The sequence below is a fragment of the Nitrospira sp. CR1.1 genome, assembly GCA_014055465.1.
Taxonomy (GTDB): domain Bacteria; phylum Nitrospirota; class Nitrospiria; order Nitrospirales; family Nitrospiraceae; genus Nitrospira_A.
This window is the reverse complement of the sequence record WIAF01000005.1, coordinates 169272-182016: the sequence shown is the minus strand read 5'-3', so window position 1 is coordinate 182016 and position 12745 is coordinate 169272. Positions and strand designations below refer to the sequence as shown.

Below are 12745 nucleotides of genomic sequence, written 5' to 3'. Positions count from 1 at the left end.
CCTGAAACGCGCCGCCATCCTGACGGTAAAGCCGCGACTTCCTTATGTAATGAGGGGAGTCGCGGTTTTTTATGACTTGATAAGTCCGTCCAAAACCAGACCCTTCCCCCTCTTCCGAGTTACCAAAACCAGGTAATGTGCCCCAGCTTCTGCTCGGCTAAGTTTAAGTATCAACGCAGCCGGCGGCCCACACCATGAGGAGGACGGATGAAAAAGCGATACGGTACACGAGCGTCAGTCCAGAGCACCTGTGTGTTGTCGTGTAACGGCCTGGTCGGACAGGCCGAATTGGTCAATCTCTCTGTTCCAGGCTGCCTGCTCACAACGCGTATGAAACTCAAGGTGGGCCAATATGTGGATCTGCGGCTCATGTTCCTTACCAGCCCTGCGCCCATGCAGATCAAGCTGGCGGCTGTGCGTTGGGTTGGCGAAGGGCAGGTGGGCCTCGAGTTTATCCGGATGTCCGAGGCCGATCAGACGCGATTGCGCTGGCTGGCCGGACATGTCGAGCAGCGCAAACCTCAAGCCAGCTGGAGTGAGCCTGTGGTCTGTCTGAGTGCTGTTCACGCCTGAACCTCCCCGGGAGAGAAGAGGGGCGTGATCTATGAACGGGCAGCAGAACATTGTTGCCCGTTCACCGCCCACCATTCCTTTGACGAGGCAGCGGTTTCCTAGAGCCTTTGAAGCACCTTTCAGAAGCCGTGTCACAGCCGCATTTGATGTGCCTCCGCTTTCCTTGCTAGAACCCCTCCGCTTCGCTCTCGTCCACCTCCGCGACTTTCACGCCGCGGCGAAGCATCGGATGATGATTTTCCCGAACGTGACGAGGCTGTCATTTCCGATTTCGCAATGACTCGGATCCCGATCATGGCATCGGCGAAGGCCAGACGTTGCACGTGGCGCAGCGCACTCGCCACGGCAGGAGGGCTTGCCATACACATCTCGACGTCATTGTCCGCACGTCTCGGCCTGAAACACCCACCCCTGATGTCGATGCCGGAGTCCACCTCCTCAAAACTGATCTGAAGGCGTTCAACGACCTGCTGCAGGCCTACGCCGACTTCGATGTCCATCCGGGCAACCTCTCACTCTTCAGCAAACTCTCCATCCGACATAAACCGGTCACGGGTTACCTTAAACCGATATTCAAGGGTGTCGACGTCTAGGCCCCAGACAAAGAGACTGAGAAGGCGTGGACGAAAACAGTGTTCGAACCGGTCATCGGCGGCATCGTGGAGCTGCTGAATAATCCGAGCCAGGATCAGGTTGCGCGGACGCAGGCGTAACAGCCCGGTGACAAATCCCTCTCTCAGCACGTGGCGGGTGATGGGAATGCTGATTCAAAACGCCTTGTTAAAAGGCGTTTTCCCCTGATTTGGAGAAGGAAAAAGAACATGGTACAGGTAAAAGGCGACCTGTGTTCACTGAATGGCGCACACCGATTCATGAGCAATCAGAATTCACTCGTCCGACACGGACGCATATTAAGACTGATCGAGCCAGAGAGGCTTCTTGTCGAGTGTGATGGGAATCATCGAGCCGTGGGCTCCTCCATGGCGGAGCGAAGGCGCGCCGAGTGGTGACGGTCAATCAACAATTGGTAGCGACGGAATGGCTGGCGCGGGGCTTCAGTTGTGATCTTTGGGTTGATCCGCCAGGGCAAGTATGGGAGGATTACCGCCACGCGACCGATGAGCTGCTCATGCTGGTCGCGGGCCGGTTAGAACTGGAGTTCGGGGAGCGCTGTATCAGGCCCGCTCCGGGTGAAGAAATCCTCATTCCGGCCGGGGTGTCTCACTCGGTCAGAAACATCGGTGAGACGACTGCTCAATGGCTCTACGGGTACAAGCGGATTCATATAGGCTGATGGACTGACTCAGCAGAGGGAGAAGAGCCGATGCCGACAACGACGCAATTTGTGGTGAGTGGACAGAGCAAGCCCGGCGTGCTGGCCTCAGTGGCGGCGGTCCTGGGCGCCGCAGGGGTCAACATCAAAGCCTTTTCCGCGCCGGAAGTGACAGGGCCGGGAAAATTGCGGCTGATCGTAGCCGATGTCGATGCCGCGCGGATCGCGCTGAGAAAATCCAAGATCAAATTCCGCGAAGAGACTGCCCTGATTTTAAGCCTCGAGAACAAGCCCGGCGCCTTGAAGCAAGTGGCCGATTCGCTCACCCGGGCCCGCATCAATGTGAAGTGCGGTTATTGCACGCCGTCGCGGGAGGGCAAACGCGCCATTGTGGTGCTGACCGTCTCGAATACCACCAAAGCCCTCGGGGTGCTGCGCACCCATTCACTCGACGAATTCTAGCAGGGCGCGTCAACAGTCACTTGTTTGCGTAAGAAGCGCGCGCTGCTCTATAGCGTCTCGCGTCCATACACATTACAGGATCCTCAAAATGGCTCTCCAGCAAGGCCGCAGCAAGCAAAGAGGCGATGCGTACCTGAGTCGTACGTGAAGGCTCATTGCGACGCGACAACGCCGCTGGTGGGCTTTTTCAGCATCCTGCGAATCCGCCTCATGACGGGGGAGAAGAGGACCAGCACGAGCCGTCTTCTTTTCCCCCTCTTTGTTCTCCTCCTGACGACATGGCTCCATGGTTGCTCCGGCTGGAGTCCGGCGCGCCCCTCCTATCCGCCCGGCTATCCCTTGGGGTTCGTAGAGCGGGGGAGCGCGTCCTGGTACGGGCCTGGTTTTCACGGCAGCCGCACGGCCAACGGGGAAGTCTATGACATGCATAAACTGACAGCGGCGCACCGCACGTTGCCGCTGGGCTCGGTGGCGGTCGTCCGCTCGTTAACGACGGGACGGCAGGTAACGGTGCGCATCAATGATCGGGGGCCATTTGCGCGGGGAAGAATTCTGGACCTCTCGCTCGCGGGCGCTCAGGCCGTAGGCATGGTCGGACGTGGCACGGATGACATCGAATTGCGTGTCATCAGCTACCAGGGGAGAGCCGGAGACATGGGCGTATTGCGCGTGCAGGTCGGCTCCTTTGCCGACCCCGCCAATGCGCAGGCGCTGGTGCAACGGCTACAAAGTGCCTATCCCGGTTCGCGAGCGGTGGCGGTCGATCTGCCGGATGGGCGCCGTTATCGGGTCTTTGCCGGTCAATTTCAAACGGAGGCGGAAGCCGAGCGGGCCGTGACACATCTGAAACGAGCGCTCGATACGGATCCGTTTATCGTGCGGGACGACAGCCCCCCGGCGTCTACGGGAAATCCATGAACGTATGGAGCTGTAAGACGATAAGCGTTTGATATCTTGATGCGTTGCCGCACAGCCTGAAATTGTCTCAAGGCTTGATGCGTCTCTCTGCCTATGCTAAGTGTATTGGGCAATGGATGATAGTGACCCGAGAGGACCCGTTCCCGTCGTCTTCTCACGACATCGGGCAAGTCTTGCAGTTCGGACCCTAGGCTTCGAGCTGATCCAAGGATCCATTTTTCACACACACACATCGGTTCCGCACCTGTAGCCTCGATAGGTCGTATGGACATTATCGTATTGATCTTCCTTATTCTGTTGTCGGCGGTCATCTCCGTCGTCGAAGTAGGATTCTATTCCGTTAACGACACCAAACTTCGGGCGTTGGCTGATACCGGCAGCAAACGGGCGGAGATGGCGCTGCACCTGCGGACCGATCCCCAACGCCTGTTGTTGACCATCCTGGTGGGCGACCGCCTGGTCGACACGGCAACCGCGTCACTGGCGACGATCATCGCCTTGAACCGGTTCGGAGGGCAGGGGCTCGAGGGTGTGCTGGGCGAGGCCTTCGCGGTTCTCGTCGGCATCCTGACGTTCGTGTTGTTGGTGTTTGCCGATCTCGTGCCTAAGACCCTGGCGGCGAAATATTCGGTGCCCGTCGTCCTGAACATGGCCTATCTGGCCTATGCGGCTCAGCAGGTGCTCACCCCGATCATGTTCTTCGTCGTGCCGCTGATCTATAAACTTACCGGCGGCAAGGGGCTCAATGTCCCCTTCGTCACGGAGGAAGAGCTCAAGATCATGCTGGATCAGAGCAGCAAGAGCGGCGCGATCGAGGCTCAGGAAGTGAAAATGATCAAGAATGTCTTTCAGCTGAAGGACATCACGGCAGAAGACTGCATGACCCCGCGCATTTACATGTTCTCGCTCGACTGCAATCAATACCTGCGCGAAGCGAAAGAGTTGCTGTTCAAGTCGAAATACTCGCGCATTCCGCTGTACGAGGGCACGCTGGATAACATCATCGGCATTCTCTACAAGACCAAAGCGTTGACTGCGCTGGCCCAGGGCCATACGGAAATGAAGCTGCGGGATATTGCGCAGCCGGCCCTGTTCATCCCGCACACAAAATCCGCCGACGATTTGATGAAACAGTTCCAGTTGGACAAGCGCCATATGGCGATCGTCGTGAACGAGTTCGGCGGGGTGATGGGATTAGTTACTTTGGAAGATTTGCTGGAAGAAGTGGTCGGAGAAATCGTCGATGAGACGGATATCACCGAAGAGCTCATCAAACGTATCGGCAAGAACCAGATCCTCGTGCATGGACGCACCGAAGTCCGGAAGGTCAACGATTTCTTGAAGGTGGATTTGGGCGACGATGCGGTGACCATCAGCGGCCTGATTCAGCACGAACTGGGCCGGATTCCAAAGGTCGGCGAAGAAATTCATATCGCCAACTGCCGCCTGGTGATTCATGAAGCGGACCCGCGGGTCATCAAAAGCGTACAAATCTACAAGGAAGACAAGCACCCAGCCCAGCATGATCAACCGGTCGAGGAGCATGTGCCGGTCACGCAGGCGTCACCAGATCGGTAAACTCTGCTTCCGTGAGAATTTTCACGCCGAGCTTCTGGGCCTGATCGAGTTTCGATCCCGGATCGGCTCCTGCCACGACATACGCTGTTTTCTTGCTCACACTCGACGACACCTGTCCTCCCTGCCGTTCCACCAACTCTTTGGCGCGATCGCGGCTGTAACCGGCCAGCCCACCCGTGAAGACGAATGTTTTGCCCGCCAGTGCGCGGCCACCTGGACCGGTTTCTGCCGGCGGCGGCGCAACCGTGAGGCCTCGTTCGACGAGGCGCTCGATCACGCCGCGATTTCTCGCTTCGCTGAAGAACGAAGCCAGGCTGGCGGAAATCTCCGGACCGATTTCTCGAACCTGCAGCAGCTCCTCCTGCGTTGCCGCCATCACACGGGACAGAGTTCCGAAGTGTTTTGCCAGCACGCGGGCAATATGCTGTCCCACCTGCCGGATTCCTAATCCCATCAACAACCGCTCCAGCGAGACGGCCTTGCTCCGGTCGATCGATTCCATGAGCAGGGTGGCCGATCGATCGGCGAAACCCTCCAGCGTCAACAGCTGCTCCTTTGTCAGACTGTATAGACTGGCCAGGTCTTTCACCATTCCCACATCGACCAACTGGGCTACCGTCTTTTTCCCCAGGCCGTCGATATTCAGCGCGCTCTTCGACGCAAAGTGTTCGATGGCGCCTTTCAGCTGCGCCACACAGACGGTCTGTCCGGTGCAGTAGAAGTAGGCGCCTTCGCGCGCGACGGCCGACCCGCAGACCGGGCAATGGTCCGGCATCACGAACGGCGCCTGCCGGTCCTCTCCGGGAACAGGCACCCGTTCGGCGATCGCCGGAATTACATCGCCCGCCCGCTCGACCTTCACCGTATCCCCGACGCGCACGTCTTTCCGCGCCACCTCGTCGGCATTGTGCAAGGTTGCGCGGCTGATCGTGACACCGCCTACCTCCACTGGTTTGAGCAGCGCGAGCGGTGTCAGGGTGCCGGTTCTGCCGACGGAGACGGCGATATCCTGGATGACCGTAATTTCCTTTCGCGGGGCAAACTTATAGGCGATGGCCCAACGTGGACTACGCGACTTGCTGCCGAGTTGATCCTGCCAATCACGCCGGTCCAGTTTGACCACGACGCCGTCGATCTCAAACGGCAGCTCGTTCCGCATCGCGTCGGTGGTCCGGTGGAATGTGAGGACCTCGTCGATGGACCGGCAACGCTGCCGATGTTCCGGGACGGGCAAGCCCCAGTCGGCGAGCGCGTCCAACTCGTCCCAATGTGTGGCGGGAGTCGGGCCGGCGAGGGCCATGATGTCGTAACAGGTCAGGGTCAAGGGACGGGAGGCGGTAATGCGGCTGTCCAATTGCCGCAATGATCCAGCCGCCGCGTTGCGGGGATTGGCAAAGCCTTCTTCGCCCCGCTCCGTCATCCGTCGATTCAGCGCCTGAAACTCATCCAACCGCATGTAGACCTCACCGCGGACGACCAGGTGCACCGGGGGGGAGGCCTCGGCATGGAGCTGCAACGGCAGGGCGCGGATCGTGCGGAGATTGACCGTGACGTCTTCGCCGATCATCCCGTCTCCACGGGTCGCGCCGCGTACAAAGCGGCCATGATCGTAGACCAGTTCAACCGACAGCCCGTCGAACTTGGGTTCCGCCGTGTAGACGGGGTATTCGGTTTCCAATTCGCGTTTCATGCGCTGGTCGAACGCCCGGACATCCTCCGGATCGACAATCGAATCCAGGCTCAGCATCGGTTTCTCGTGAGACACCTTCGTGAGCTCGTCGAGCGGCGGCGCGCCGACGCGCTGGGTGGGCGAATCACCGGTGATCAGATCGGGATGCGCGGTCTCGAGATCGACCAGTTCTCTAAAAAGCCGGTCGTACTCGGCATCGGAAATCGCCGGACAATCTTTCGTGTAGTAGAGATGGTCGTGATGCCGGATTTCCCGGCGGAGCGCCGCGATCCGTTGTTCAAGGCTATGGTCGGCCATGGGTGGATTACTCACGAATGAACTGCGCGGCGAAGCTCCGGATGTCTTGTCCGTTCAGCACATGGAAGCGCCGTAACCGGTCGATCAACTGGCCCGAAAAGCGACTCAACGGAATCGGCACCAGCCGCCGGCCTGAATGTGCGGCGATCTGCCGCCATCGTGCCTTGGGAGGCACCGGTGTCACCAGGGCCACGTGCGTTTCACGGGAATGGGCGGCTCCGGCGGCAATCAAGCGTTCTTCGAGCGTCTTGGCATATCCTAGGGACTCATCGGTCCAAATGTCGGGAATCGGGCGGGGCGGAAAGATGAACAGCGCGCCACCATACAGCGATTGGCCGATGCCGGGGGCGATCATATTGTTCAGGAACGGGGTGGCATAAAAACACAGCGTGGATTCCTGCGCATGTTCGGCGTACCAGGTGGCCTGCCAACTGTACTGTTCGGTATCGGCCGGCGTATCGAAGAGAAAAATCACCGTATCGACATTCCCGCGGGCCGGCGGAATTTCTTTGACGTAGAGCTCCAGCCGTTTCGGGCGCCCTGGTTTCGCGCGTTGATGCCAGTGGCGCAGACTTTCCCGGATGTCGATGCCGTCTTTCATGGAGGTCGTAAACTTTTCGCTCCTAGCCAGGTCCGCGCCGACGATGGCTTTCGCCTGCTCACGGACGTGGGTGTGGAAACTTTCGATCTTGGAATCTTCCGGCGGCCAGGAACATTGTCGATGGGGATTCCAGAGATACGACCAGCGCTGACTCGTCCTGCGCGGCGGACGGGGACGAAGTGACAGCGAACGCCAGGTGACGGGCGCGCCCTGGAGGCGGTTCGTAGCGCGTACGATCTGCTCATCCGGCAAGGCGAATTGCCCAAGGCCTGCAGCGAGCTGCGGCACATGTTTTCCCTCAATGTCCTGATAGACGTAACTCTTGGCCGTTTCGAGCAGGCGGATCGCGAAGTCGTCGCCGGCCATTTGTTTGGCGGCGAGCACCAGCGTATACAGATCAGGCGTGAGGCGGCGGTCGAGCAGCGCATGGTTTCGCACGTATTGTAGATACAGTTGCAGGAGCTGCGGCGTGACCCAATTCGGCACGCTGCGTCCATCCTCATCATGCGCAGTCTGCCAGCGCGCGCGGGTCTCGATCAGCAGTTCTTTGATTCCGTCGATGGAGAGGTGCCGGTCCGAATGAACCGTGGCGCGGCGACGTTCATAGAGTTCCGTCAGAAACGGCAATTCGCCCAGGACGAAATACAGCGACGCCGGATCGACGAGGTATTGCTCGGGCCGCCGTATATCGGCGTCCGGTTCTTGATAGTCGGCCCGCTGCTGATAGGCCTGGCGAATCCAGGGCCAGTCGGCGAGGTGGCACAAACAGAGGATGCGCTCATATTCGAGTTCCAGCTGATGGAGCTGAAAGGCCATCCAGGCAATGCGGGCTTGCTGCTGTGATTGTTCCGCAGGCCGGGCGAGCGTGGGCACCAGAGCCGCCGAGAAAGTCGCATAGGGCAGGCGCTTGAGCGCGTAGGCGTCGGGCGACACGAACGAGAGCGGTTCGACCACCGACGTTTCCCGATCGATATAGGCCCGATAGATTCCTTCTCCGATGGCGACGCGAATTCCCATGACCACGGCTTGGCAGGGATCTACGGGCACATAGTTGACCGTTGCGCCGGTCTCGGAATCACGCTCCTGCTGAACGACCACGCTGATGATTGGCAGATCGACGACCGCTTCCTCGAGCGGATGTTCGAAGGAGGGCGGCAATGGAACGGCCAGGCAATCATACCGACGACCGGTCAGCCGATCGCGCACTTCTTGGGCGACATCACCGCTGCCGTGGAGGACCGGAAACAGTTCGATGCGGGGCGAGAGGCGAAAGACATCGTCGGCGGTGGAAGTTGATGCTGCCATTATCGGCCGGGATGTAGAGGGTCATCACTTCCGAAGAAAAAATCTCCGAGTCCTTGCGGCAGGGACTGATCGCCCAGCGCGCGTTTTCGCTTCCGTGATTGCATCGGCAGGTCGAGCGCTTCCTCACCGAGGACCTTGATGAGGGATTCCCGCCAGGCCGCATCCACCGAAAGCGGATGGGTCGGATCCTGCGCGCGCCGTTTCAGGGCATACTGCAGGAGATGGATGCCGTCGCGCACGGAGTATTCGAGACTGAGCTGATGCGCTTCCTGGAGAAATTCGACGGTGAGGGCGAGCATCTCCGGCGGCGCAAAGGGGAGGTGGTATTGCAAGATTGCCAGTTCGTCTTCCCGAGTCGGAAAGCCCATGCCCAGGGTCGGTTGCAAGCGGGATAGGATGTAGTCGGGGACCTCATAGGTCGAGGCGTCCTCGTTCATGGTGACGCAGCAGCGGAAGTCCGCATGGGCCTTGATCAGAATGCCCGCGATGATCGACTCCACACAGCGCCGGTGGTCCAGCAGCGGAGCCAAAGAGGCCCAGCTCTTTTCATTCATCCGGTTGCCCTCGTCGAGCACGCAGATGCTGCCGGTGAGCACGGCGGTGACGAGCGGCGAGGCGTGATAGCTGATCATGCCGGATTCCGCCAGCACGGGCGTAATCAACAGATCTTCCGGGCGCGTGTCCGCCGTGCACTGGAACACGTAGAGGTCCTGTTTGCGCTCACGGGCCCCGGCCATCGCCAGGGTGGTCTTTCCGATCCCCGGCTGACCGGTGATGCGAGGTGACAGGGGCAGGTCGCGTTCGTCGATGACCAGCCAGCAGGCCAGTAACTGTTTGAGAATTTCCCGGTTCCCGATCCATTCCTGGCCCATGGTCATGGGCTGTGCCAGGTGCAGCGTGATGCCGTCGATCGTCAGTACACGCGATGAGGCCGGTTGTGTGCCTGATGCCATGGTCTTTCGTGCCGGTGATTGGATAGAATGGTCGGAACGGAAACTCTTCGAACCGTAGCATAGGCGCGGGGAACGGGTCAAACGCCGTGCCTGCCCATTTCACTTTGACTTTCGCTGCCTTGGACCGTATCCTACCCACTTTCTCAGGTTGTGATTGGGCAGCGTATGCGCCATGGAAGTCTCCCAGGGAGACACGGATTGCCTTCCACTGTGGGGGCTGAACGAGAGAGTCAGAGAAGGAGTCATATGATGACTGAAGGACAGGGACAGATGAGACACGGGATCATAGTTCCCATCGGTCTGCTGATACTGGGCAGCCTGGGGTTGAGCGGCTGTGTCATGTCGGAGAAATATGAGGCGGAGAAGGCGCGCAGCCTGAACTTCCAGCGACTTCTGGCGCAGGAAGAAAAGCGCAGCGCGGAATTGGATGCTGAAGTGAAGCGCGGCAAGCGCGAACTCAGCGAGTACGAAGCCCGCAACCGCGAACTGGGCGCGCAGGTAGAGGCGGTTCGTCAGCAGGCGGCTCAGATTCAGGAAGAGGCGCAGGCGATGAAGGAAGCCAGCCTGTTGGAAAAGCGGGCGCATGAAGACATGAAGCGCCTGACGACTATCCCGAAAGCCAAAAAAGCGGCGCCGAAGAAAGACTTTGCCGCGGCCGTGGATGAGGCGCTCAAGACGGATATGCCGTCGGATTTGAGCTTGGAGCCGGCAACCGGCACGGCCAAGGATGCGCTGGGTCACAGTGACCTGATGGAAAGCGCCGGTGCGACTGCCGCCTCGGCGACCGGTACGACCCACACCGTACGACCCGGCGACACCTTGTATCGTATCGGACAGAAATACCATGTTGCGCCGGATCAATTGCGCAAGTGGAACAATTTGAAAGATAACACGGTCGGAGTCGGGCAAAAGCTGATCGTCAGCCAGCCGTAAGCGATCAGCCGGACATCGGTATGACCAAGCAGCACTATTCACTGACCCTGGACGAGTTTCGTGGTCTCGCGACGGAAGGCAACCTGATTCCGTTGTACCGTGAAATTCTGGCGGACTTCGAGACGCCGGTGTCGGCGTTCGCCAAGATCGACCAGGGGCCGACCGCCTATCTCCTGGAAAGTGTTGCGGGCGGGGAAAATTGGGCGCGCTATTCCTTCTTGGGAAGCGGCTCCTCAGCCGTGCTCCACGAAGAGAAGGGCGATTTGATCCTGACTCGCGGGAAGAAGCGTCTGAAAATTCAGAGCCGGGGCAACCCGCTGGAACGTGTGCGCGAGTTGATGGAGGAATATCGGCCGGTGACGGTGCCCGGCCTGCCCCGGTTTGTCGGCGGCGCGGTCGGGTATTTGAGTTATGACGTGGTACGGACCTTCGAAGAACTGCCGTCCCTTCGTAGAGATAGTCTCGGGATGCCGGAGCTGGCCTTTCTGCTGACCGACACCCTGCTGATTTTCGACAACGTCTCGCAGAAGATCAAAGTCGTCGCGAACGCCTATCTCGAATCGACCACCGATCGCGCCGTCCGCGAGGCCTATCGCCATGCCGCGGCGCGGATCGAAAAGATGATCGCCCGCTTGAAACGCCCTATGCGGCAACCTCGCGTGAAGCGCCGGCGGAAGCCCATCACGTTTACCCCCAACATGAACCGGGCCGATTTTGAAAAGATGGTCATGCGGACCAAGGAATACATTCGCGCAGGGGATATCGTCCAGGCCGTCTTGTCACAACGCTGGGAAACACAAATCCATACGACACCCTTTCAGCTGTACCGCGCGTTGCGTGTCGTGAATCCTTCTCCCTATATGTATTATCTGCGCGTCGCCGGTGTTGAACTGGTAGGGTCGTCGCCCGAGACGCTGGTCCGGTGCGAAGATGGAGAGATTTCGTTGCGACCGATCGCCGGCACGCGACGTCGCGGGAAGACCCCGGATGAAGATCAGGACCTGGCACGGGCTCTCCTGGCTGATGAAAAGGAACGGGCTGAGCATGTGATGTTGGTCGATTTGGGTCGGAACGATGTGGGGCGGGTCGCGGCTCGCGGCTCAGTCAAGGTGGATTCGTTGATGCAGGTCGAACGGTATTCTCATGTCATGCACATCGTGTCCCAGGTAACGGGTCAATTGGAAAAGGGCAAATCCGTCTACGACGTGACCCGCGCCTGCTTTCCGGCCGGCACTGTGTCAGGCGCGCCCAAGATTCGCGCCATGCAGATCATCGAAGAATTGGAGCCGGCGCGGCGAGGCCCTTACGCCGGGGCGGTGGGATATTTCGGCTTCTCCGGCAATATGGACATGTGCATCAATATCCGGACTGTCGTGATCAAGGGCCGCCAGGCCTATATTCAAGCCGGCGCCGGGATTGTCGCCGATTCAGTTCCTGAGCATGAGTACGAAGAGACCTGCAATAAAGCCCGCGCGATGATGAAGGCCATCGAACTGGCCGAGCAGGGGCTGGAATGAACGCGTGAAACGTGAACGGTAAGACGTAACACGTGAAACGCGTGAACCACGAGCAGACACCATGTTGTTGATGATCGATAATTACGATTCCTTTACCTACAACCTCGTCCAATACTTCGGCGAGTTGGGGGAAGACGTGGTCGTGTATCGAAACGATAAAATTTCCATTCCGGAGATGGAAGCCTTGAAGCCTCGCCGGCTCGTTATTTCACCGGGGCCTTGCACGCCGAATGAAGCCGGCGTCTCGGTGGAGGCGATCAAGCATTTCGGTGGCAAGTTGCCATTGCTGGGCGTCTGCCTCGGCCATCAATCCCTCGCCGTCGCCTTCGGCGGGGAGGTGATTCGCGCCGAGCGCCTCATGCATGGAAAGACCTCGATGGTCCGCCATGACGGGCGGACATTGTTTCGCAATCTGCCGAATCCCTTCGAAGCCACCCGTTACCATTCGCTCATCGTGAACCGGACGAATCTGCCCGATTGTTTTGAGATCAGCGCGGAAACCGCCGAGGGCGAAATCATGGGCATGCGGCACAAGACGCTGGGCATCGAGGGGGTGCAATTCCATCCCGAATCGATTCTCACCACGGCCGGCAAGGAGCTGCTGCACAACTTCCTCAAGTTATAGCTGGGCGGGCCGGTGCGCCG

At 59.3% G+C, this 12745-nt stretch carries 12 protein-coding genes; 8 read left to right on the top strand and 4 right to left on the bottom strand.

Going from position 1 to position 12745, the window contains the following annotated elements:
* Nucleotides 1-207 precede the first annotated feature (207 nt).
* Nucleotides 208-573, top strand: a complete 366-nt coding sequence (locus GDA65_11255) for a hypothetical protein (GenBank protein ID MBA5863271.1) — start codon at nt 208-210, stop codon at nt 571-573.
* 512 nt (nt 574-1085) lie between these two features.
* Here the strand turns inward: GDA65_11255 and GDA65_11250 are convergent.
* Complete coding sequence (locus GDA65_11250; protein MBA5863270.1) at nt 1086-1316, bottom strand: hypothetical protein; 231 nt, start codon at nt 1314-1316, stop codon at nt 1086-1088.
* Nucleotides 1317-1579: 263 nt separating this feature from the next.
* On the opposite strand from GDA65_11250, the gene GDA65_11245 reads away from it, so the two are divergent.
* The 4 genes from GDA65_11245 (at nt 1580) to GDA65_11230 (ending at nt 4804) form a co-directional block, all read left to right on the top strand.
* Entirely contained in the window at nt 1580-1867 is a 288-nt protein-coding gene (locus tag GDA65_11245; GenBank protein ID MBA5863269.1) for a cupin domain-containing protein, read from the top strand.
* Nucleotides 1868-1897: 30 nt separating this feature from the next.
* Nucleotides 1898-2308 carry a hypothetical protein gene (locus GDA65_11240; protein MBA5863268.1) on the top strand — a complete coding sequence of 137 codons (411 nt, stop codon included), beginning with the start codon at nt 1898-1900 and terminating at the stop codon, nt 2306-2308.
* Between the two features lie 210 nt (nt 2309-2518).
* Nucleotides 2519-3226: a septal ring lytic transglycosylase RlpA family protein gene (locus GDA65_11235; GenBank protein MBA5863267.1), complete on the top strand. Its 708-nt coding sequence runs from the start codon at nt 2519-2521 to the stop codon at nt 3224-3226.
* 264 nt (nt 3227-3490) lie between these two features.
* On the top strand, nt 3491-4804 hold the full coding sequence (locus tag GDA65_11230; GenBank protein ID MBA5863266.1) for a DUF21 domain-containing protein: 1314 nt from the start codon (nt 3491-3493) through the stop codon (nt 4802-4804).
* On the opposite strand, the gene ligA is transcribed toward GDA65_11230, so the two are convergent.
* From ligA to GDA65_11215, 3 genes are read right to left on the bottom strand one after another with little or no spacing between them, the layout of a single operon-like run.
* On the bottom strand, nt 4779-6791 hold the full coding sequence (ligA, locus tag GDA65_11225; protein ID MBA5863265.1) for an NAD-dependent DNA ligase LigA: 2013 nt from the start codon (nt 6789-6791) through the stop codon (nt 4779-4781). The two genes, GDA65_11230 and ligA, sit on opposite strands and share 26 nt — an antisense overlap.
* 7 nt (nt 6792-6798) lie before the next feature.
* Nucleotides 6799-8697: a hypothetical protein gene (locus tag GDA65_11220; protein ID MBA5863264.1), complete on the bottom strand. Its 1899-nt coding sequence runs from the start codon at nt 8695-8697 to the stop codon at nt 6799-6801.
* Nucleotides 8697-9650: an AAA domain-containing protein gene (locus GDA65_11215; GenBank protein ID MBA5863263.1), complete on the bottom strand. Its 954-nt coding sequence runs from the start codon at nt 9648-9650 to the stop codon at nt 8697-8699. The genes GDA65_11220 and GDA65_11215 overlap by 1 nt, the downstream gene beginning before the upstream one ends.
* A 165-nt stretch (nt 9651-9815) precedes the next feature.
* Between GDA65_11215 and GDA65_11210 the strand changes: the two genes are divergently transcribed.
* The 3 genes from GDA65_11210 to pabA all read left to right on the top strand — a co-directional run bounded on the left by GDA65_11210 (nt 9816) and on the right by pabA (nt 12725).
* Nucleotides 9816-10583, top strand: coding sequence for a LysM peptidoglycan-binding domain-containing protein (locus GDA65_11210; protein MBA5863262.1), 768 nt, complete (start codon nt 9816-9818; stop codon nt 10581-10583).
* Between the two features lie 20 nt (nt 10584-10603).
* Entirely contained in the window at nt 10604-12100 is a 1497-nt protein-coding gene (gene trpE, locus GDA65_11205) for an anthranilate synthase component I (protein ID MBA5863261.1), read from the top strand.
* Between the two features lie 61 nt (nt 12101-12161).
* Nucleotides 12162-12725 (top strand): aminodeoxychorismate/anthranilate synthase component II, encoded by a 564-nt coding sequence (gene pabA, locus GDA65_11200; GenBank protein MBA5863260.1) that lies wholly within the window; start codon nt 12162-12164, stop codon nt 12723-12725.
* Nucleotides 12726-12745 lie beyond the last annotated feature (20 nt).

Excerpts from the sequence above, each read along its gene's own strand:
- GDA65_11255 (MBA5863271.1), top strand. The coding sequence starts at position 208 with ATGAAAAAGCGATACGGTACACGAGCGTCAGTCCAGAGCACCTGTGTG.
- GDA65_11240 (MBA5863268.1), top strand. The coding sequence starts at position 1,898 with ATGCCGACAACGACGCAATTTGTGGTGAGTGGACAGAGCAAGCCCGGC.
- GDA65_11235 (MBA5863267.1), top strand. The coding sequence starts at position 2,519 with ATGACGGGGGAGAAGAGGACCAGCACGAGCCGTCTTCTTTTCCCCCTC.
- GDA65_11230 (MBA5863266.1), top strand. The coding sequence starts at position 3,491 with ATGGACATTATCGTATTGATCTTCCTTATTCTGTTGTCGGCGGTCATC.
- ligA (MBA5863265.1), bottom strand. The coding sequence starts at position 6,791 with ATGGCCGACCATAGCCTTGAACAACGGATCGCGGCGCTCCGCCGGGAA.
- GDA65_11220 (MBA5863264.1), bottom strand. The coding sequence starts at position 8,697 with ATGGCAGCATCAACTTCCACCGCCGACGATGTCTTTCGCCTCTCGCCC.
- GDA65_11215 (MBA5863263.1), bottom strand. The coding sequence starts at position 9,650 with ATGGCATCAGGCACACAACCGGCCTCATCGCGTGTACTGACGATCGAC.
- GDA65_11210 (MBA5863262.1), top strand. The coding sequence starts at position 9,816 with ATGCGCCATGGAAGTCTCCCAGGGAGACACGGATTGCCTTCCACTGTG.
- trpE (MBA5863261.1), top strand. The coding sequence starts at position 10,604 with ATGACCAAGCAGCACTATTCACTGACCCTGGACGAGTTTCGTGGTCTC.
- pabA (MBA5863260.1), top strand. The coding sequence starts at position 12,162 with ATGTTGTTGATGATCGATAATTACGATTCCTTTACCTACAACCTCGTC.